The following is a 20,283-nucleotide window of genomic DNA, read 5'->3' on the forward strand; positions in this document are numbered from 1 at the left end:
ATGGGTGAATCGTGCTTGCATGAATGAACACATGATCCGGCTTATGAGCGGAGCGCCATTTTATGAGCAAAAATAGCTGCATAGCAGCGGAGAAGCATCGTAGATGCGTTTTGCGAATGGCGCGGGCTGAACTGCAATTTAATTTACGGATGGAGGAAAGAAAATGAGAAGTGATACAGTTACAAAAGGAATACAGCAGGCCCCGCACCGGTCGCTTTTTAATGCATTAGGTTATACGAAAGAAGAGTTGGACAGACCGTTAGTAGGAATCGTAAGTTCTTACAATGAGATTGTTCCGGGCCACATGAATTTGGATAAAATCGTAAATGCTGTTAAGATGGGAGTTTCCATGGCAGGCGGGACTCCTATCGTATTTCCGGCGATTGCCGTCTGTGACGGAATTGCAATGGGGCACATCGGCATGAAGTATTCTCTGGTAACAAGAGATTTGATTGCGGATTCAACAGAAGCGATGGCGTTGGCACACCAATTTGATGCGTTGGTAATGGTTCCCAATTGTGATAAGAATGTTCCGGGACTTTTGATGGCTGCGGCAAGAATCAATGTTCCCACGATATTTGTCAGCGGAGGACCGATGCTTGCGGGTCATGTAAAAGGGCAGAAACGAAGCCTTTCCAGTATGTTCGAGGCAGTAGGCTCTTATGCGGCAGGAACTATGACGGAGGAAGACGTATGCGAATTTGAAAATAAGGTATGCCCAACCTGCGGTTCCTGTTCCGGTATGTACACGGCAAACAGCATGAACTGCCTGACAGAGGTCCTGGGGATGGGACTTCCGGGAAATGGCACGATTCCGGCAGTATATTCTGAGAGAATCCGTTTGGCAAAGCATGCAGGTATGCAGGTGATGGAACTGCTCAAAAAGAATATCCGTCCGAGAGATATTATGACGGAGGAGGCTGTGCTGAATGCGCTGACGGTAGATATGGCTCTGGGATGTTCTACGAACAGTATGCTCCATCTTCCGGCAATCGCGCATGAGATTGGTATGGATTTTGAAATTGATTTTGCAAATGGAATCAGTGAGAAAACACCGAATCTTTGCCATCTGGCTCCGGCAGGACCGACTTATATGGAAGATTTGAACGAGGCAGGCGGCGTGTCTGCCGTGATGAATGAATTGAATAAAAAGAATCTGTTACATACAGAATGTATGACGGTAACAGGAAAGACGGTGGGAGAGAATATTGAAGGATGTGTAAATAAGAATCCTGAAGTCATCCGCCCGATTGAGAACCCATACAGTGAGACGGGCGGTCTTGCCGTATTAAAAGGAAATCTGGCGCCTGACGGAAGTGTTGTGAAGCGTTCGGCAGTTGTACCGGAGATGTTGGTTCACGAAGGACCGGCAAGAGTATTTGAATGTGAAGAGGATGCTATCGCCGCGATTAAAGGTGGTAAGATTGTGGCTGGCGATGTAGTCGTTATCCGTTATGAAGGCCCAAAAGGCGGACCGGGTATGAGGGAGATGTTAAATCCCACATCTGCAATTGCGGGAATGGGACTTGGTTCCAGCGTAGCGCTGATTACGGACGGACGCTTCAGCGGAGCGTCCAGAGGGGCATCTATCGGCCATGTATCACCGGAAGCTGCTGTGGGCGGACCGATTGCCCTGGTAGAAGAAGGGGATATCATTAAGATTGATATTCCGGGACTGAAGCTTGAATTGGATGTACCGGATTCTGTATTGGAAGAAAGAAAGGCAAAATGGCAGCCGAGAGAGCCGAAGGTGACAACAGGTTATCTTGCAAGATATGCTTCTATGGTTACGTCAGGAAACCGGGGAGCCGTTCTGGAGATACCGAAGAAATAAAGTAGGAGAGAGATTGAATTATGCAATTGACAGGAGCAGAAATAGTAATCGAATGCCTGAAAGAGCAGGGTGTGGATACCGTGTTCGGATATCCGGGCGGAGCGATATTGAATGTATATGACGAGCTTTATAAGCATAGTGATGAAATTAAGCATATTTTAACATCCCATGAGCAGGGAGCGGCACATGCGGCGGATGGATATGCCCGTGCTACGGGTAAGGTTGGTGTGTGCTTTGCAACCAGCGGACCGGGAGCAACGAATCTGGTTACAGGAATTGCTACCGCCTATATGGATTCCATTCCTGTAGTGGCGATTACGTGTAATGTGGGCGTATCTCTTCTTGGAAAAGACAGTTTTCAGGAGATTGATATTGCAGGTATTACTATGCCGATTACCAAACACAACTATATTGTCAAAGATGTGGAGCAGCTGGCGGATACCATTCGAAAGGCATTTGTTATTGCCAAAAAAGGCAGGCCGGGCCCGGTGCTGATTGATATCCCGAAAGATGTAACGGCAAATAAAGCAGAGTATCAGCCCGTCAAGCCAGCGGCTGTCCTGCCGTCAGAAGATATCTGCGAGGAAGATTTAGACCATGCGGTTCAGATGATTCAGAAGGCCGAGAAACCCTATATCTTTGTTGGCGGCGGAGCGGTACTTGCCGGAGCCAGTGAAGAATTATATGAATTTGTCAAGAAGGCAGACGCCCCGGTTACTGATTCACTGATGGGAAAAGGGGCATTTCCGGGAACAGATCCATTATATACCGGAATGCTTGGTATGCATGGGACGAAGACTTCAAATTATGGAGTCAGTGAATGCGACCTTCTGGTTGTGGCGGGAGCAAGGTTCAGTGACCGTGTTACCGGTAATGCAAAGAAATTTGCGAGCCATGCCAAAATCCTTCAGCTTGATATTGATGAAGCGGAGATGAATAAAAATGTATTGATTGACGAAGGGATTATCGGCGACCTGAAGGTGGTGCTGAAGAAGCTGAATGAGCGTCTGGAACAGCAGGATCATTCTGAGTGGATAGCAAAGATTCAGGAATATAAAAAGAAATATCCTTTAACTTATCACACGGAGAGCCTTACCGGGCCTTATGTGGTAGAAGAAATATATCGTCAAACCAGGGGAGAGGCAATTGTTGTCACGGAAGTAGGGCAGCATCAGATGTGGGCGGCACAGTATTATAAATATACAAAGCCAAGAACGCTTCTTACTTCAGGAGGACTTGGAACCATGGGATATGGCCTGGGTGCTTCTCTGGGAGCTAAGACAGGAATGCCGGATAAGACGGTGGTAAATATTGCAGGCGACGGATGCTTCCGCATGAATATGAATGAAATAGCAACGGCAGTAAGACACAATATTCCGGTGATACAGGTGGTAATTAATAATCATGTGCTGGGAATGGTGCGTCAATGGCAGGATTTGTTTTATGGACAGAGATATTCGGCTACCGTACTGAATGATGCAGTGGATTTTGTGAAGCTTGCCGAGGCGATGGGTGCCGAGGGAATCCGGGCTGCAACGAAAGAAGAGTTTGCAGATGCATTTGCAAGAGCGCTTACGCTTGGGAAACCGGTGGTTATTGACTGTCAGATTGATTCGGATGATAAAGTGTGGCCGATGGTTGCTCCGGGAGAGGCCATTGAGAAAGCGTTTGATGCAGAGGATTTGGAAAAGAAATAAAAGGAATACAGTATAATAAAAAACAAATAAGACATGGAGGAATTACTATGAGCAGAGTGTACAATTTTTCAGCAGGACCGGCGGTATTGCCGGAGGAAGTTCTTAAAGAGGCAGCAGCAGAGATGTTAGATTACAACGGAACCGGAATGTCCGTGATGGAAATGAGTCACCGCTCGAAAGCATTTGAGGAAATCATCCGGACGGCAGAGGCTGACATCAGAGAATTAATGAATATTCCGGATAATTATAAGGTTCTGTTCTTACAGGGAGGAGCATCGCAGCAGTTTGCAATGATTCCCATGAACCTGATGAAGAATGGCGTGGCGGACTATATCGTAACCGGGCAGTGGGCGAAGAAGGCATATCAGGAAGCTCAGAAATATGGGAAAGCTAATAAAATTGCAAGTTCCGAAGATAAGACCTTTTCTTATATCCCGGATTGTTCTGATCTTCCGATTTCTGAAGATGCAGATTATGTTTATATTTGTGAAAATAACACCATTTATGGAACGAAGTATAAGGAACTTCCGAATACCAAAGGCAAAACGCTGGTGGCAGATGTATCCTCTTGTTTTCTGTCCGAACCGGTAGATGTGAGCAAATATGGCGTGATTTACGGCGGTGTACAGAAGAATGTAGGACCAGCTGGCGTGGTAATTGTAATTATCCGGGAGGATCTGATTACAGAGGATGTACTGCCGGGTACACCGACGATGCTTCAGTATAAAACCCATGCTGATGCCAATTCTCTTTACAATACGCCGCCGGCATATGGAATTTATATCTGCGGTAAAGTGTTTAAGTGGCTGAAAAAGCAGGGAGGTCTTGCCGCAATGAAGGAGAAGAATGAAAAGAAGGCAAAGCTTCTCTATGATTTTCTCGATCAGAGCAAATTGTTTAAGGGAACAGTAGAGCCAAAAGACCGTTCTCTCATGAATGTGCCGTTCGTAACCGGCGATAAGGAACTGGATGCCAAGTTCGTTAAAGAGGCGAAGGAGGCCGGTTTTGAGAACTTGAAAGGTCACCGTACGGTGGGCGGTATGCGCGCAAGTATTTACAATGCAATGCCATATGAAGGCGTGGAAGCTTTAGTAGAATTTATGAAGAAATTTGAAGAGGAGAATCTGTAATCATGTATAAATATCATTGTTTAAATCCAATTTCGGAAGTAGGTTTGGAGAGATTAACGGAAGCATATGTTCCTGTAAGCGATGCAAAGACGGCGGATGCAATTCTGGTAAGAAGTGCGGGAATGCATGACATGGAATTTGGGGAGAACCTGAAAGCCATCGCAAGAGCCGGGGCCGGCGTCAATAATATTCCTCTTGAGAAATGTGCAGAAGAGGGAATTGTGGTCTTCAATACCCCGGGAGCAAATGCGAATGGCGTAAAGGAACTGGTAATCGCAGGAATGCTGCTGGCATCCCGGGATATTCTCGGCGGTATTAACTGGGTTCAGGAGAACGAAGAGGATGGCAATATTGCCAAAGACGCAGAGAAAGCAAAGAAAGCATTTGCAGGATGTGAGTTGGAAGGCAAGAAGCTGGGAGTAATCGGTCTTGGAGCAATCGGCGTGCTGGTTGCCAATGCAGCTATGCATCTCGGAATGGATGTATATGGTTACGATCCGTATGTATCTGTTGAATCTGCCTGGAAGCTGTCCAGGAATATCCATCATGCAAAATCCGTGGATGAACTTTACAAAGAGTGTGATTACATTACGATACATGTTCCGGCAATGGAAAGTACAAAAGGAATGATAGATTCCAATGCAATCAGCCTTATGAAAAAAGATGTTGTGGTACTGAATTTTGCAAGAAATGTGTTAGTGGATGAAGAAGCAATGGTTGACGCCCTTATTTCCGGAAAAGTAAAGCATTACGTGACGGATTTCCCGACACCGATCGTGGCAGGGGTGAAAGGCGCAATCGTAATTCCACATCTGGGCGCTTCCACAGAAGAATCAGAAGATAACTGTGCAAAGATGGCGGTAAAAGAGATGGTCGATTATTTGGAGAACGGCAATATTACAAATTCCGTGAATTATCCGAATTGTAATATGGGTAAGGTAGGAGATAACAAGAGAATCGTATTGCTTCATCACAACGTCCCTAATATGATTGGCCAGTTTACAAAAGTTTTGGCTAGAGATAATATGAATATTGCAGATTTAGTAAATAAAAGTAAGGGCGGATATGCTTACACAATGATAGATATTGATTCTGATGTTCCGGAGACTGTGGCTGAGGATTTGCGGGCAATTAAGGATGTATTGCGTGTGCGCGTGCTTAATTAGGAAAAGATTAATATTTGCCTCAATGTCGCGGTACCTAGATACCTTATTGGTGATGGAGCAGAGAATCCGTTTGATATTCTTTCAACAGAGGAACTTAATTTTATTATTGAATATGTAAAAGCTCAAAAATAATGCCATTCACTTGCGATAACAAATCAAAGAGTGAATGGTATTTTTATGCCCATTTTTAAGGAGGTGAGGGAAATCTTGAAACTTTTTGAGTGTGATGTAGGAAAGGAACGGTGATTCGATAGGTAGCATGAAAACACTTTGTAGAGAACTTGAAATGTTGCTATAAACAATAAGAGATTATTGTTAAAAGCTATAACCATCTAAAGGAAAAAAGAATTATGCAAAAGTTGTCTTTGATGGTATAGTATATAAAGCATATTAACATACTATACTGATAGGAATAATGGGAGAACAAAGATGACATTAGTTCAGTTAAAATATGTGATTGCAGTAGCAGGGCAGAATTCATTGAATGATGCAGCAAAGGTACTTTTTATATCCCAACCAAGCCTTTCTTCGGCAATTCACTCATTGGAGAACGAGATAGGGTTCGATATATTTATACGGTCTAAAAATGGGATTACTCTGACAACTAAAGGGGCAGAATTTATCGGATATGCAAAATCTGTAATGGAACAGTATGAGCTGTTGGACGCAAAATATATTTCACAGACAGAGGTAAAAAAGACATTCAGCGTATCCATGCAGCACTACACATTTGCAGTAAATGCATTTGTGGAACTTGTGAAGCAGTATGGAATGGATGAGTATGAATTTGAGGTACATGAGACAAAAACCCATGAAGTCATTGATAATGTCAAAAACCGCAAAAGCGAGATTGGCATCTTATATCTGAATGATTTTAATAGGAACGTATTAAATAAGTTGTTTGCGGAGTATGAACTGCAGTTTCAGCCATTGCTGGAATGTGGTGTATATGTATATATGTGGAAAGGACATCCACTGGCCGAAAGGAAAGAAATAGCATTAGAGGAACTGGATGAGTACCCATGTCTTGGATTTGCACAAGGGGAACACAATTCTTTCTACTTTGCAGAAGAGGTTTTAAGTACCTATCAGTACAAAAGATTTATCCGTGCCAATGACAGGGCTACTTTGTTAAATCTTATGGTTGGGTTGAACGGATATACTTTATGTTCCGGTATTTTATGTGAAGATCTTAATGGAAAGGATTATTGTGCCGTAAAACTGAAATCAGATGAACGGATGACGATTGGATATATTTCAAGGAAAGATGCGCCGTTAAGTGCGATCGGACAGAAATATCTGGAGGAAATAGCAAAATACAAGGATAAATCTTTAGGTTAATCAGGAGGAAAAACTATGGCAAGAGGAATTGAAACAAAATGCCTGCATTTGGAAGAAGAAGAGGGATGCAGCAGCAATTACGGTGATGATGGAGCTGTTTCATCCGGGGGATCATTTGATTGTGGATGCAGACCTTTATGGGGGAAGCATAAGACTTTTTCATAATGTATCAGAAAAAAACGGGATTACAGATAGTACACTCAGGCTTTCGGTCGGCATTGAGGATGTAAAAGACCTGTTGGATGAGTTAGATAAAGTTTTTCGGGAAATAGAAGGTGAATTACATACGGAAAGATTTAATATAGGTAATTCCTATCATATGTGAAAGGAATAATCTATTGCTTTCAGCAGAAAAATCTGTTGACAAGAGAGAACTGTAAAAGTATAATGTGAAACATAGAACAAAACCTACAAAACCTATTAGAAAAATAGGAATTAGAAAGGAGCAGATCATATGAAAGCAAGAGATATAGTGATGAATAAAGTTAGAAAAGATATGTGTTGCTGTCAAACTGTATATATGAATATGGTTTGCTTTTCATATGCATGATTTATTTGGCTTACTAAATGCAAAGCCGACAGTTGTCATAAGCATATGACAGCTGTTTTTTTATGAAATTGATTAAAAAAGATGACAGCAGAGCTGCCAAACAAAAAATATTAAACTATATGGAGGTTATCATTATGAGTCAAATCAAAGAAAGTGCACTGGAGTTAATCGGAGGAACCCCGATTCTGAAACTGAATAGGTATGCAAAGAAAGCGGGCATAACAGATTCCACCATTCTTGCAAAACTGGAGTATCTTAATCTGGCAGGTTCAGTAAAAGACCGTATTGCATTAGCAATGATTGAGGATGCGGAAAAGAAAGGTCTGTTGAAAGAAGGAGCAACTATTATTGAACCTACCAGCGGAAATACCGGAATCGGTCTTGCTGCTGTCGCAGCGGCAAAGGGATACCGGGCAATCCTTACCCTGCCGGATACCATGAGCGTTGAGAGGAGAAATCTTTTAAAGGCATACGGCGCAGAGCTAGTGCTCACAGAAGGAGCCAAGGGAATGAAGGGGGCTATTGCAAAAGCAGAAGATCTTTCTAAAGAAATTGATGGAGCAGTCATTTTAGGACAGTTTGTGAATCCGGCGAACCCTGCAGTGCATAAGGCTACAACAGGACCGGAGATTTGGGAACAGACAGAGGGAAAGGTTGACATTTTTGTTGCTGGTGTAGGAACAGGCGGAACCATCACGGGTGTTGGAGAATATTTAAAAGAAAAGAATCCGGATGTAAAAATCGTAGCAGTTGAGCCGGCGGGAAGCCCTGTTTTGTCAAAGGGAACTCCGGGGGCGCATAAGATTCAGGGAATTGGTGCAGGGTTTGTCCCGGAAGTTCTTAATACGGAAATATATGACGAAATTATTGCGATTGAGAATGAGGATGCATTTGCAGAAGGAAAGGCATTTGCAGTAAGTGAAGGAATCCTTGTGGGAATATCTTCCGGTGCTGCGCTTAAGGCAGCAGCGATTCTTGCGAACAGACCGGAAAATAAAGGAAAGACGATTGTAGCATTACTTCCTGACTCTGGCGACAGATATTTGTCTACTCCATTGTTCAATAATAATTAAACAGACAGATTTTGTCCGGAGTGGAGGCGGATGTGAATGAAAGAAACAGAAAGTAAGCAGGTTTTGGATAGTTCGCATTTAGGTACTCTTGAAGAACTGTTAAGTGATATGAAATATGGAAGTATCACACTTGTTATTCAGGATGGTAAAATTGTCCAAATAGATAAGACTGAAAAATACAGAATAAAAAACTGACTGGAAAACCAGAGGTTTTGTTAAAAAAGATTAACAGACCTCTGGTTTTTTCTTTATGAATCGTTATAGTTCCCAAATCAGGATGCTGTAGCCGTTGGAATGGCATAGGTTTGCAAAACTGAAGTTGGCGGTTCGAATCCGCCCAGTGTCATTCAGTAACGATTCGGATTCAGAGTAAACCATGACATACTATATTTTGCATAATATTTTCTGTTCTGAATCGTTACATATTATAGTGAAAGAAGGTGTAGTATGAGCAATACATATCAGGACTTACAAAACTCCCATCCGTGTTTTGGCGGTCATAAAAATAATGTGGGACGGATTCATCTTCCGGTTAGTCCGGGATGTAACATTGCCTGTCGTTTTTGTGACAGGGTGATTAATGATGTGGAAGAACGGCCGGGAGTGACCTCAAAAGTGATAACGCCTGATGAAAGCCTGGAAGTTCTGGAAAAAGCTTTGTCCATCTGTCCGGAAATCACAGTTGCTGGCATTGCAGGACCGGGAGATACACTTGCTACGGATTATGCCTTGCAGACTTTCCGAAAAGTGAAAGAAAAATTTCCGAAGCTCATCAAATGTATGAGCACAAATGGGCTGCTACTGTATGAAAAAGCGGATGAAGTGATTGATATAGGAATTGATTCCCTGACGGTTACAGTGAATGCAGTAAAACCTGAGATCCTCGAAAAGCTGAATAAATACATTATTTATCATGGTAGAAAATATGAAGGCATAGAAGGGGCAGAAATTCTCATAGAAAATCAGCTAAAAGGTATTAAAAAAGTTGCGGCTTCCGGTATCACAATAAAGATAAATACAGTACTTGTTCCAGAGATTAATGGTGGGCATATAGAAGAAATTGCAAAAACTGTAAAAGAGGCAGGTGCAAGCATTTATAATATCATTCCCCTGATTCCACAGTATGAACTGGCTGATAGGAAAGCTCCTAATTGCTTACAGATTGATGAGGCAAGAACAAAAGCATCTAAGTATATAGATGTATTCAGGCATTGCCAGCACTGCAGAGCCGATGCGGTGGGTGTTCCGGGAAAATCGGAGTATGGTGATCGGATTTACCAGAGAAGATTAAATGTAAAGGAAACATTTTCGCATGGATAAATCAGTAAAGGAACAACCAAAGGCGGAGGTATACAAAGTGGCTACTGCATCCAGTGATGGAATTGTCATAAACCAGCACTTTGGCAGGGCAGATATCTTCTATATATATGAAATAACAGAGACAGGTAAGCACAGATTACTGGAAACAAGAACCGTTACGCCGGTATGTAATGGGGGAAATCACAGTGATAAGGAGCTTCGTGAAAATATCAATAAATTTAAGGACTGCAAATATATATTGGTCAGCAGGATAGGAATGTGGGCTGCAAATGCTATGGAACAGTCAGGCATTGTACCAATGGAATTGCCGGGTATGATTGAGGAATCTATTGGTAAGTTAATCACATATGAACAAATACAACATTTATTTTGAAAGGAAAGAAGAACAATGGCGGAATTAAGACAAATTGCAATCTATGGGAAGGGTGGTATTGGAAAATCGACCACAACACAGAACCTGACAGCTGGTCTGGTGGAACATGGAAAAAAGGTAATGGTGGTAGGCTGTGATCCAAAGGCAGATTCTACAAGACTTCTCCTTGGCGGTCTGGCGCAGAAGACAGTTTTGGATACGATTAGGGATGAGGGCGAGGATATCGAGCTTGACAGGATTATGAGAGAGGGATATGGCGGAACAAGATGTGTGGAATCCGGCGGGCCGGAACCGGGCGTAGGCTGTGCAGGGCGAGGTATTATTACGTCCATCAATATGCTTGAAAATTTGGGCGCTTACACGGAGGATTTGGATTATGTATTTTATGACGTGTTAGGTGATGTGGTCTGCGGAGGCTTTGCAATGCCGATCAGAGAGGGAAAAGCAAAGGAAATCTATATTGTTGCCAGCGGTGAGATGATGGCATTGTATGCAGCCAATAATATTGCAAAGGGAATTAAGCGGTATGCAAGGACAGGAGGCGTAAGACTTGGCGGCATTATCTGCAACAGCAGGAATGTGGACAGGGAGTTGGATCTTCTGCGTGCATTTGCTAAAGAACTTGGTACACAGCTTCTTTATTTTGTTCCCCGAGACAATATTGTACAGAGAGCAGAAATCAACAAAAAAACAGTGATTGAATATAAGCCGGATTCTAATCAGGCGCAGGAATACCGCAATCTTGCAGGGGCGGTGATTAACAATACAAAGTTTGATATCCCCACACCGATGACACAGGAGAGGTTGGAAGAAATCCTTCTTGAGTTTGGTTTGATGGACTCAGCGGATGATTATCACATTTAAGATGGAGGTCAGTAAATATGGCAAAGATTTATGAATCGATTACGGAACTTGTTGGAAGAACGCCACTTCTTGAAATCAAGAATTATGAGAAAAAGCATGGATTGCAGGCAAAGATATTGGTAAAACTGGAGTATTACAATCCAAATCAGAGTGTAAAGGACAGAATTGCCTTAGCGATGATAGAGAATGCAGAAAAGAAAGGCTTATTAAAGCCGGGGTATACGATTGTGGAAACTACGAGTGGAAATACAGGAATTGGGTTAGCGGCGATTGCAGCGACAAAAGGCTATAGGTTCCGTGTCTATATTCAGGATCAGGTCAGTCAGGAGAGGTATCAGGTTATTCATGCTTTTGGAGGGGAGACAATCAAACTTTCCGAGGAACCGGCAATTGCCAAAGTATTGGAAGAAACAGGTGGGGATTTTGTAGCTGCAATTAAAGCCTTGCGGGAGGAAGTCCTGTCTAAGGAAAAGGATATCTTCTTTGTGGATCAGGTTTCAAATCCTGCTAATCCTGCCATTCATGAAGCAACTACAGGACCGGAAATCTGGGAAGACACGGAAGGAAAAGTGGATATTTTTGTGGCAAATGTCGGAACGGGAGGAACAGTGTCCGGTACCGGCAGGTATTTAAAGTCAAAGAATCCTGGTATACAGATCATAGCTATTCAGCCGGGAGAAAATTCTCTGCCGAGTGAAGAAAATCCTGAACCGGAAGAAATCACAGGTGTGCATCCGTTTGAGGGGATTCCGGTGGAGAGAGTTCCGCAAACTATGGATTTACAAATCTATGATGAAAAATTTGAAGTGGAGACGATTGAAGCATACAGGGCTGCCAGAGAAGTGGCAAAAACAGATGGAATTTTGATAGGTACATCTTCCGGAGCCGCTATTCATGCAGCGACACAGCTTGCAAAGAGACCGGAAAATGAAGGCAAAACAATTGTGGCGGTGCTGCCGGATACAGGGCTTCGCTATCTGTCCACCAATTTGTTTAATGAAGAATTTTTAGTCTAGAAGAATGGAGGTAAACTATGTCAATAAATTTAGAAAGTTCCAATGTGGCGACAAGAGAAAATCGGATTGGTTCCATTACAGGCTATATTGGTTCATTGAGTGATCTGGCATCACAGAGTGAGTGTGGGACATTAAAAGGATGTTTACGATGCTTTTCGCAGTCCAGCACCTGCCTTTCAAGCTGTGCATTGGGACAGTTATCTGCAATCCGGGATGTGGCAATTATTCATCACGGACCGGCAGGGTGTTCCGTGGCAAGCGCAGGAGCATATTATTTGGATAAAGTTATGGCAAAGAAACGCGGTGTTACCAATGATACGGTTTATGTTGGCACAGATATGAATGAAAAGGATACTATCTTTGGTTCTACGGAATCTTTACGTAAGATAATACTGGAAGTCAATAAAAGGTATTCACCAAAGGCAATTTTTGTAACCAGTTCCTGTGCGACTGGAATTATTGGTGAGGATATAGACAGCGTGGTGGATGAAGTCAAGGACGAAATAGATGTTCCGATTGTAGCAGTTCACTGTGAAGGATTTAAGTCCCGCATTTGGGCGACCGGGTTTGATATTGCTGACCATGCGGTATTAAGCTCGATTGTACAGCCGCCGAAGGAAAAAAGGAACACCATCAATTTCAAGAATTTTTATGAGAGTGCAAGACCGGAAATTATGGAGATGTTTCGGAAATTTGATTTGGAGCCGGTTTTCTTATATTGTAACTCTACAGTGGAGGAACTGTCGCACATTTCGGAATCTCTTGCGACTACCTGTATCTGTGGTACGCTGGGGAATTACCTGGGAAATGCACTGGAGGAAAAATATGGAGTGCCTTATGTGAGAAGCATCAATCAGTGTGGTATTGTGGGTTTTGAAACATGGCTGCGTGAGATTGGCAAGGTGACAGACCGAAGTGAAAAAATAGAGAAATATATTGAGGAGCAGAGAGCAATCTACCTGCCACAGATTGAGGAAATCAAGAAAGAACTGAAAGGACTCCGGGCGGTAATCGGTATGGGACCGGGATATACTTTTGAGGTTTCAAGGGTTCTGAATGAACTTGGCATAGAGGTTGTGTGGGCATTGGCATGGCATTATGATAAGAAGTACGAGAATGGGGATGTTCCGCCATCTATGAAATATCTGTTGGACAATAACATAGACTTTGAGGCAAGCGTTGCCGACCAGCAGAACTTTGAAGTTATGAACATTTTACATAAGTACCAGCCTGATTTATACCTTTCCAGACATCCGGGTTCTACCGTCTGGGCAATCAAAAATGGTACTCCGGCGGTTTACGTGGCGGATGAATACATGCTCTTTGGTTATAAACATACACTTGAATTTGCCCGCACGATTCTTGACGCCACCCGTAACAGAAGTTTTGAACAGAATCTGGCAAAACGGGTAAAGCTGCCTTATACAGATTGGTGGTATGAGCAGAATGTGGGCGCGTTTTTAGAAGAGGCAAAGCCTCGGAAGGAGGCTTAAAAATGGCAAAATTATTAGATAAACAGAGATATAAATGTGCTTTAGGAGCAATGCAGACAGTACAGGCAATTACAAGGGCGATACCGATACTGCATTCTGGTCCCGGATGTGCACAGAAATTATCAGATGGAACAGGGAGTTCCGGTTATTTCTCGCCAAATATTTTCCCATGTACCAGTATCAATGAAAAAGATGTGGTATTCGGCGGCACAAAAAAACTGGAAACAACGATTGAAAATGCATTAAAAGTGATTGATGCAGATTTATATGTGGTGCTGACCGGCTGTATTCCGGAAATTGTAGGTGATGATACAGGCGAGGTGGTAAGCAGGTTTGAAGATGCGGATAAGCCTGTTATCTACGCATCTACCGCAGGATTTAAGGGAAATAACTATATCGGGCATGAGCAGGTGATTGATGCCATTATAGACCAGTATTTGGAAAAGTCAGAAGAAAGAGAAAAGGGGTTGGTCAACATCTGGGCGGACGTTCCTTATCAGAATTTATTCTGGCTTGGAAATATCAGGGAACTTGAGAAACTGCTTGCGGAAATTGGGCTTAAGCCAAACACGATTTTTGGCTATAACAGAGGAATCGATCAAATCAATAAGATTCCAAAGGCAGAGTTTAACCTGTTGGTTTCCCCATGGGTTTCTGCCAAAAATATGCAGAAAATGGAGAAAAAACTTGGGCTTCCATGGCTCCATATTCCAACACTTCCTATTGGTGCATATGAAACCAGTAAGTTTCTGCGTGAAGTTGGAAAGTTTGCAGGGGTGGATGAGGAAAAGGTGGAAAGTGTCATAGGTGGGCATGAGAATTATTATTACTATCTGATTGAAAGATATGCGGATCTTTTTCTCGAAAACCGTGTTATCAATAAGCAGTTTTCTGTGGTTGCGGATGCACAGTATGCCCTCGGCATTACGAAGTTTTTAGCAAATGATCTGGGGCTTGTGCCTGCAAAACAGTTTATCGTGGATGATACGCCAAAACAGTACCGTGAGGCAATTACAGAAGAGTTCAAAAAACTGAATTTTAACCTGCAGGCAGAGGTTGTATTTGAAACGGACAGCTATAAAATTCATGAGCAGATTAAAGAGCATGACTACCACGGTTATCCGCTTATTCTCGGCAGCTACTATGAAAAGGAACTTACGGAAAGCCTGAAAGGAAATTACTTAAATATTGCATGGGCGGTACAGGATAAAGTGGTATTGGATGATTTCTATGCAGGCTATACAGGTGGTATCCGTCTGATTGAAGATATTTATACAGTAGCCGTCCAAAGGTTTAATTAACAGGAGGGCAGGAAATATGTCGTATAAAATAGCGGTCGCATCCTCCGATGGCTTACAAATAGATGAGACTTTTGGCGCAGCGAAAAGTTTTATCATATATGAAGTGGCAGATGGTATATATAGAAAGCTGGAAGAAAGAACTTTTCGTGAGGAAGGAACAGATAATGACGGGATATCTGCAGCGGATAGCTGTAATTCATCGGGTAGCTGCAAAACAGGAGGAGGTTGTGGCAATGGTACAGGAGGCGGATGCGGTGGCGCTGGAGAAACATCTGAAAAGGTGGAACTGATATCGGACTGCCGCTGCGTTGTCTGTAAAAAAATTGGATTTCACATACAAAAGCAATTAGAGCGGAAAGCTATTTCAGCTTTTGATGTCAGTGTCTCTGTGAAAGAGGCATTGGAAAAGATATCGCATTATTTTACCCATATGGATAACCATGAATCTTTACGGGTGCAGAAATAAAAAAAGTTGACCGGACAACCGGAGATTTGATTTAAAGAATCTTTGGTTGTCCTTTTGTGTATGGATTTATAAAAATGTTACAGAGGAAATTCCAAAATTGATAATAAGAAAAGAGGTAAAGACGATGAACAAGAAAACGAAAAAAATATTTGCATTAGTTTTAACAACGATGATGTTGTCAGCATTGCTTCTCAACGGTTGCGGAAAAGAAGAGAAAAAGGAATCTTATGTCTTTAAAATTGGAACGGCAAATGGTTCACTATGTCTGGCACCACTTCATGTTGCACAGGATTTAGGATATTTCGAGGAGGAATTTAATGCCGCCGGGATTAAGTATGAACTGGTAGAGATTGATATGCAGCAGGCAGCAGATTTGACGGCTTCCGGGCAGATAGATGCCTGTGTGGGATTGGCGGGAAGCCTGATACCGCAGGTGGACAGCGGATTAGATATATCTTTTACGGCAGGACTTCATACCGGATGTACAAAATATTATGTGAGCAAGGATTCAGATATTAAAGATTTATCCGGATTAAAGGGAAAGAAAATAGGTGTGCCGGGAATGAGTGATTCATCGGTAGTGGCATTGAAAAGGAAATTGGCAGACTTAGGCATCGGTGTAAGTACAACGAATATGGAAATAGAATTGGTTGTCTACAATATGACGGATCTGCCGCTGGCATTAGCTAATGGTGCGGTAGATGCAATCGCCGTTCATGATCCGGTGGCATCTTCCGCAGAAAAAGAATATGGATTTACTAAGATATTAGATTTGACAGAGGATGAAAAGTTTAAAAACGAATACTGCTGTGCATCTTACATAACTTCTTCTATAACAAAAGAACATCCTGAAGCAGCAGCAGCGTATACCAGAGCATTATTGAAAGCCTCCGCTTATGTGCAGCAAAATCCGGAGGAAGCTGCCAGACTTCAAATTGAAAACGAACAATGTTCTGGTGATTTGGCGGAAAATACGAAACTGTTGTCATCCTATAATTATCAGCCATCGGTAAGCGCCATGGAAGAAACATTTAAAAATGCATGTACAGACTTACTGGAGATTGGTAACTTACAGGAGGGAAGAAATATCGATGACTTTACCGCTGACCATATTGCGAAATTTGAGGATGTACCGGAGAGTTATACATATAATGATGACGGCACGTTTTCAGAAGTAAAAAAAAGTAGAGAATAGTTCTTGCTGTGATTAGCGGTCAGGACAGGAGGAAATATGAAAAAGATACATGTTATTATAAAACTTATTCTACCGATATTGGCAATCATTCTTTCGGTTATGACATATTATGGTCTGAAAGACAACGGAGAACAAAAGGCTACTCCATATCCATACTACATATATTTTGTCATGCTTATTTTAGGACTGTATGTAATAGTGGTTTTGGCAGCAGTTTTTATTAAGAGGTGGAGAAAAATATTAATATACAAAGCTCCTCTGATTGCCGGAGTTTTGCTGTTGCTCATGATAATCAATATTGCCACTTCTAAGACAACCATTCTGCCAACTTTGTATTTTCCGTCTTTAGATAGAATTATTGGACTTTTATTTGAGCAAAGGATCTTTCTACTGGAAAATGTATTGTCCTCGTTAAAATTGCTGATTATCGGTTTTATTTGGGGTGCATCTATCGGATTTTTGACTGGATTGGCATTGGGGTATAATAAGAAAGTAGGCTATTGGCTGAACCCGGTCACAAAAGTAATAGGACCTATTCCCACAACTGCATGGATTCCATTGGCATTAAGTGTATTTCCAACCACACATGTGGCGAATGTATTTTTGATTGCGTTTGCTGTATGGTTTCCAGTAACACTGATGACAAGCAGCGGAATACAAAGTACCAGTCAGGTTCATTTTGAGGTGTCAAGTACGTTAGGTGCATCCACTTTATATAAGATTGTACATGTTGCAATTCCAAGTGCAATGCCAAGCATATTTTTAGGGATATTTTATGGAACGGTTTCTTCTTTTGCTACGCTTATGGCTGTGGAGATGAACGGGAATTCCAGCGGCATTGGATGGTATATTAATTGGCAGAAACAGGTTATGATGTATGATGGCGTATATGCAGGTCTTATCATTATAGCAGTTATATGTTCTTTGATATTGACACTCTTATTTAGAGTAAGAGATCGTATTTTGGTATGGCAGAAAGGAGTCATTAAATGGTAGGGCAGATTTCAATACAGGAGGTAAGCAAGGAGTTTGTGAATCCGGATGCTTCCAAAGAAAATATACATGCGTTAAACGGATTTTCATTGGATATTGAGCCAGGAACTTTTATAAGCCTGATTGGACCATCAGGATGTGGAAAGTCAACATTGCTGAGGCTGATAGGGGGATTAGACAATCCAAGCAGTGGTGCGATTTACCTGGATGGCAAAAAGATAGAGAAGCCAGGAAGTGACAGGGGATTTGCATTTCAGGGTTCCAATCTTTTTCCGTGGCTGACAGTTGAGAAAAATATCGCATTTGGGTTAAAGGCAAGGCATATCTATAAGGATTCCCAAAAGGATGTCGAGGAGTTTATCAATCTTGTCGGGCTGGGGGGATTTGAAAAATCATATCCGCATCAGCTATCAGGCGGTATGCAACAAAGAGCATCTTTAGCAAGGGCATTAGTAGGACATCCATCCGTATTGTTGTTGGATGAACCTTTAGGCGCTTTAGATGCGTTTACGAGAATGAACTTACAAGATGAGATATTAGATATTTGGAAAAAATATAATATGACGGTGATTATGGTTACGCATGATGTGGATGAGGCAATTTATATGTCAGATCAGGTAGTTGTTATGTCTGCGAGACCATCAAAAGTAGAGATTGTTATAGATATAGACCTGCCAAGATCTCGTGCAAGAGCTCAGGATACATTTCAGGAATACAGGTCAAAGATACTTGAAATTTTGAATTTTGGTGGAAAGATTGAAGAAGTAGAGTATTATCTATAAATCATTTTGCAAAATTGACAGTGTAAAATAAATAGTGCTTATCGACAGTCTTTTATATAAATATATGAGGTTGAGTTGGCAGTCACTTATAGTCTTAAAGAAGATAGGATTATAGATAATAAGTGCCTGCCTATGTCTGCATGTAAACGAATATATCAAAGTTTGTATTGTACCGCTTCCATTTTTGAAGTGTTTGTCGAGGGAGTGGCATACGAGGATGAACAATCTTTTAATAGAATTTATCATGTGAAATAGACAAAATCTATTACGAGCTATAGAAAACAAATAATTTTATAATTCCTATATGAATAGTATAATATCTATGCGGGAGGGGGTTGCAGGCAAGGAGGTTTTTATGAGGATATCAACAAGAGGAAAAAATGCGATAAAGCTAATGCTTGATTTGGCAACTTATAATCATGGAGAACCGGTAAGGCTCAAGGATATAGCGAAAAGGCAGAATATATTTGAGAAATATTTGGAGCAGATTGTTGCAGTACTGCATAAAGCAGCCTTAGTAAAAAGCATCAGAGGGCGGTAATACCGGGACAGGCACTGGTATTATATGATGGCAGTCTGGCAGCAGGAGGAGGGACGATACTATGAAAGCAGATGCTGGTTCCATGACATGGAGGACAGAAGATAATATCGGTGTTTCAGAATATACGCTATTGACAGTGGAAGAAGGAAAACGGCTTATTGATCGCCTGGAACAGGAACATGAATTATCCAAAGCAGAGATGGCAGTGCTGATTGATGCTAATTGTCCGGAGTTGCGTGATTATGCAAAAGTAAAGGCAAGAGCCATTGGAGACAAGCAGTTTGGTAGGAATATTTATATCCGGGGGCTGATTGAATTTACTAACTATTGTAAAAATGATTGTTATTACTGTGGAATTCGTTGCAGCAACGCTAAGGCAGAACGATATCGTCTAAGCAGGGAGGATATTATGGCGTGCTGCAGGGAAGGAAAAAAACTGGGATTTCGGACATTTGTGTTACAAGGAGGCGAAGATCCATATTATACTGATGACCATATTGTAGATTTGATACGGCAGCAGAGTCCCATTATCAAAAACTGCATCCACATAACTTATCACTGAAACATCGCAAGCAGTGTCTGTGGAATCTTAAAGAGATTGGTTATCAGACGGGATGTGGGTTTATGGTAGGAAGTCCGGGACAGACGGCTGAACATTTGGCGGAGGATTTTCAATTTATCAGAGAACTGCAACCAGAGATGGTAGGAATAGGACCTTTTATCCCACACAGTGACACACCATTTGCGAAAGAAATACAGGGAAGTATGGAACTGACACTATACCTTTTAAGTTTACTGCGTATCCAGCAGCCGGATTTATTGTTGCCTGCAACTACTGCCTTAGCGACAATAAATCCCAGAGGCCGTGAACTGGGGATAGAGGCAGGTGCCAATGTGGTGATGCCAAATCTGTCTCCAGTGGGAGTTCGGGATAAATATGCATTATATAATGGGAAAGTCTGCACGGGAGATGAAGCAGCAGAGTGTAGGAAATGTCTGGAGAAACGGATAGAAAGCGTGGGCTATCACATAGTAATCAGCAGGGGAGATCACTGTGATGTGAAGTGAAATCTATTGACAGGCATCTTATACATGGCTATAATCTGTACCATAAATCATATAATTCCCATATGAATAATAGGTTTATA

Annotated in this window: 20 protein-coding genes, 1 tRNA gene and 1 pseudogene; all 22 read left to right on the plus strand. The window is 42.0% G+C overall.

The genetic code is table 11. The features are described from left to right. Positions 1–163: 163 nt before the first annotated feature. The 22 genes and pseudogenes from ilvD to hydE all read left to right on the plus strand — a co-directional run bounded on the left by ilvD (position 164) and on the right by hydE (position 20,203). On the plus strand, positions 164–1,834 hold the full coding sequence (gene ilvD / locus OCV99_RS09085) for a dihydroxy-acid dehydratase (RefSeq protein WP_158369938.1): 1,671 nt from the start codon (positions 164–166) through the stop codon (positions 1,832–1,834). Between the two features lie 20 nt (positions 1,835–1,854). After that, entirely contained in the window at positions 1,855–3,531 is a 1,677-nt protein-coding gene (gene ilvB, locus OCV99_RS09090) for a biosynthetic-type acetolactate synthase large subunit (protein ID WP_158369941.1), read from the plus strand. 47 nt (positions 3,532–3,578) lie between these two features. After that, positions 3,579–4,661, plus strand: coding sequence for a 3-phosphoserine/phosphohydroxythreonine transaminase (gene serC / locus OCV99_RS09095; RefSeq protein WP_158369943.1), 1,083 nt, complete (start codon positions 3,579–3,581; stop codon positions 4,659–4,661). Between the two features lie 2 nt (positions 4,662–4,663). Further along, complete coding sequence (locus OCV99_RS09100; protein ID WP_158369945.1) at positions 4,664–5,827, plus strand: phosphoglycerate dehydrogenase; 1,164 nt, start codon at positions 4,664–4,666, stop codon at positions 5,825–5,827. A gap of 429 nt (positions 5,828–6,256) precedes the next feature. Next, a complete protein-coding gene (locus tag OCV99_RS09105; protein ID WP_158369947.1) occupies positions 6,257–7,168 on the plus strand; it encodes a LysR family transcriptional regulator in 912 nt (303 codons plus the stop codon). Between the two features lie 28 nt (positions 7,169–7,196). Beyond that, positions 7,197–7,493, plus strand: a complete 297-nt coding sequence (locus OCV99_RS09110) for a PLP-dependent transferase (protein WP_227192323.1) — start codon at positions 7,197–7,199, stop codon at positions 7,491–7,493. A gap of 359 nt (positions 7,494–7,852) precedes the next feature. Beyond that, positions 7,853–8,791: a cysteine synthase A gene (gene cysK, locus OCV99_RS09115; protein WP_158370061.1), complete on the plus strand. Its 939-nt coding sequence runs from the start codon at positions 7,853–7,855 to the stop codon at positions 8,789–8,791. 36 nt (positions 8,792–8,827) lie between these two features. Further along, positions 8,828–8,986: a YezD family protein gene (locus tag OCV99_RS09120; RefSeq protein ID WP_158369949.1), complete on the plus strand. Its 159-nt coding sequence runs from the start codon at positions 8,828–8,830 to the stop codon at positions 8,984–8,986. Positions 8,987–9,067: 81 nt separating this feature from the next. Continuing rightward, a tRNA-Cys gene (locus OCV99_RS09125) sits at positions 9,068–9,137 on the plus strand. A 101-nt stretch (positions 9,138–9,238) separates the two neighbouring features. Beyond that, positions 9,239–10,111, plus strand: a complete 873-nt coding sequence (locus OCV99_RS09130) for a radical SAM protein (protein WP_158369952.1) — start codon at positions 9,239–9,241, stop codon at positions 10,109–10,111. Continuing rightward, positions 10,104–10,484 carry a NifB/NifX family molybdenum-iron cluster-binding protein gene (locus OCV99_RS09135; protein WP_158369956.1) on the plus strand — a complete coding sequence of 127 codons (381 nt, stop codon included), beginning with the start codon at positions 10,104–10,106 and terminating at the stop codon, positions 10,482–10,484. Before OCV99_RS09130 ends, OCV99_RS09135 begins: the two co-directional genes overlap by 8 nt. 15 nt (positions 10,485–10,499) lie before the next feature. Then, complete coding sequence (gene nifH / locus OCV99_RS09140; RefSeq protein ID WP_158369958.1) at positions 10,500–11,348, plus strand: nitrogenase iron protein; 849 nt, start codon at positions 10,500–10,502, stop codon at positions 11,346–11,348. Between the two features lie 17 nt (positions 11,349–11,365). Then, the gene (locus OCV99_RS09145; protein ID WP_158369960.1) at positions 11,366–12,364 is read left to right on the plus strand and encodes a PLP-dependent cysteine synthase family protein; all 999 of its coding nucleotides are present in this window, start codon (positions 11,366–11,368) and stop codon (positions 12,362–12,364) included. 17 nt (positions 12,365–12,381) lie between these two features. Next, positions 12,382–13,857, plus strand: coding sequence for a nitrogenase component 1 (locus tag OCV99_RS09150; RefSeq protein ID WP_158369962.1), 1,476 nt, complete (start codon positions 12,382–12,384; stop codon positions 13,855–13,857). A 2-nt stretch (positions 13,858–13,859) separates the two neighbouring features. Further along, positions 13,860–15,158: a nitrogenase component 1 gene (locus OCV99_RS09155; protein WP_158369964.1), complete on the plus strand. Its 1,299-nt coding sequence runs from the start codon at positions 13,860–13,862 to the stop codon at positions 15,156–15,158. Positions 15,159–15,174: 16 nt separating this feature from the next. Further along, positions 15,175–15,624: a NifB/NifX family molybdenum-iron cluster-binding protein gene (locus OCV99_RS09160; protein ID WP_158369966.1), complete on the plus strand. Its 450-nt coding sequence runs from the start codon at positions 15,175–15,177 to the stop codon at positions 15,622–15,624. Between the two features lie 124 nt (positions 15,625–15,748). Next, positions 15,749–16,819: an ABC transporter substrate-binding protein gene (locus OCV99_RS09165; protein ID WP_227192321.1), complete on the plus strand. Its 1,071-nt coding sequence runs from the start codon at positions 15,749–15,751 to the stop codon at positions 16,817–16,819. Between the two features lie 36 nt (positions 16,820–16,855). Then, entirely contained in the window at positions 16,856–17,815 is a 960-nt protein-coding gene (locus tag OCV99_RS09170) for an ABC transporter permease (protein WP_158369970.1), read from the plus strand. Continuing rightward, positions 17,809–18,594 carry an ABC transporter ATP-binding protein gene (locus tag OCV99_RS09175; RefSeq protein WP_158369972.1) on the plus strand — a complete coding sequence of 262 codons (786 nt, stop codon included), beginning with the start codon at positions 17,809–17,811 and terminating at the stop codon, positions 18,592–18,594. Before OCV99_RS09170 ends, OCV99_RS09175 begins: the two co-directional genes overlap by 7 nt. Positions 18,595–18,949: 355 nt before the next feature. After that, a complete protein-coding gene (locus OCV99_RS09180) occupies positions 18,950–19,135 on the plus strand; it encodes an RrF2 family transcriptional regulator (protein WP_331490707.1) in 186 nt (61 codons plus the stop codon). Between the two features lie 14 nt (positions 19,136–19,149). Continuing rightward, on the plus strand, positions 19,150–19,200 hold the full coding sequence (locus OCV99_RS18225; RefSeq protein ID WP_317248062.1) for a hypothetical protein: 51 nt from the start codon (positions 19,150–19,152) through the stop codon (positions 19,198–19,200). 17 nt (positions 19,201–19,217) lie between these two features. Continuing rightward, a pseudogene (gene hydE / locus OCV99_RS18230) lies at positions 19,218–20,203 on the plus strand ([FeFe] hydrogenase H-cluster radical SAM maturase HydE). Positions 20,204–20,283: the final 80 nt, after the last annotated feature.

Source organism: Dorea acetigenes (assembly GCF_025567385.1).
GTDB classification, from domain to species: Bacteria; Bacillota; Clostridia; order Lachnospirales; family Lachnospiraceae; genus Claveliimonas; species Claveliimonas acetigenes.

What these genes read in the sequence shown, in the direction of transcription:
- ilvD (WP_158369938.1), top strand. Translation starts at nt 164, where the DNA reads ATGAGAAGTGATACAGTTACAAAAGGAATACAGCAGGCCCCGCACCGG.
- ilvB (WP_158369941.1), top strand. Translation starts at nt 1,855, where the DNA reads ATGCAATTGACAGGAGCAGAAATAGTAATCGAATGCCTGAAAGAGCAG.
- serC (WP_158369943.1), top strand. Translation starts at nt 3,579, where the DNA reads ATGAGCAGAGTGTACAATTTTTCAGCAGGACCGGCGGTATTGCCGGAG.
- OCV99_RS09100 (WP_158369945.1), top strand. Translation starts at nt 4,664, where the DNA reads ATGTATAAATATCATTGTTTAAATCCAATTTCGGAAGTAGGTTTGGAG.
- OCV99_RS09105 (WP_158369947.1), top strand. Translation starts at nt 6,257, where the DNA reads ATGACATTAGTTCAGTTAAAATATGTGATTGCAGTAGCAGGGCAGAAT.
- cysK (WP_158370061.1), top strand. Translation starts at nt 7,853, where the DNA reads ATGAGTCAAATCAAAGAAAGTGCACTGGAGTTAATCGGAGGAACCCCG.
- OCV99_RS09120 (WP_158369949.1), top strand. Translation starts at nt 8,828, where the DNA reads ATGAAAGAAACAGAAAGTAAGCAGGTTTTGGATAGTTCGCATTTAGGT.
- OCV99_RS09130 (WP_158369952.1), top strand. Translation starts at nt 9,239, where the DNA reads ATGAGCAATACATATCAGGACTTACAAAACTCCCATCCGTGTTTTGGC.
- OCV99_RS09135 (WP_158369956.1), top strand. Translation starts at nt 10,104, where the DNA reads ATGGATAAATCAGTAAAGGAACAACCAAAGGCGGAGGTATACAAAGTG.
- nifH (WP_158369958.1), top strand. Translation starts at nt 10,500, where the DNA reads ATGGCGGAATTAAGACAAATTGCAATCTATGGGAAGGGTGGTATTGGA.
- OCV99_RS09145 (WP_158369960.1), top strand. Translation starts at nt 11,366, where the DNA reads ATGGCAAAGATTTATGAATCGATTACGGAACTTGTTGGAAGAACGCCA.
- OCV99_RS09150 (WP_158369962.1), top strand. Translation starts at nt 12,382, where the DNA reads ATGTCAATAAATTTAGAAAGTTCCAATGTGGCGACAAGAGAAAATCGG.
- OCV99_RS09155 (WP_158369964.1), top strand. Translation starts at nt 13,860, where the DNA reads ATGGCAAAATTATTAGATAAACAGAGATATAAATGTGCTTTAGGAGCA.
- OCV99_RS09160 (WP_158369966.1), top strand. Translation starts at nt 15,175, where the DNA reads ATGTCGTATAAAATAGCGGTCGCATCCTCCGATGGCTTACAAATAGAT.
- OCV99_RS09165 (WP_227192321.1), top strand. Translation starts at nt 15,749, where the DNA reads ATGAACAAGAAAACGAAAAAAATATTTGCATTAGTTTTAACAACGATG.
- OCV99_RS09170 (WP_158369970.1), top strand. Translation starts at nt 16,856, where the DNA reads ATGAAAAAGATACATGTTATTATAAAACTTATTCTACCGATATTGGCA.
- OCV99_RS09175 (WP_158369972.1), top strand. Translation starts at nt 17,809, where the DNA reads ATGGTAGGGCAGATTTCAATACAGGAGGTAAGCAAGGAGTTTGTGAAT.
- OCV99_RS09180 (WP_331490707.1), top strand. Translation starts at nt 18,950, where the DNA reads ATGAGGATATCAACAAGAGGAAAAAATGCGATAAAGCTAATGCTTGAT.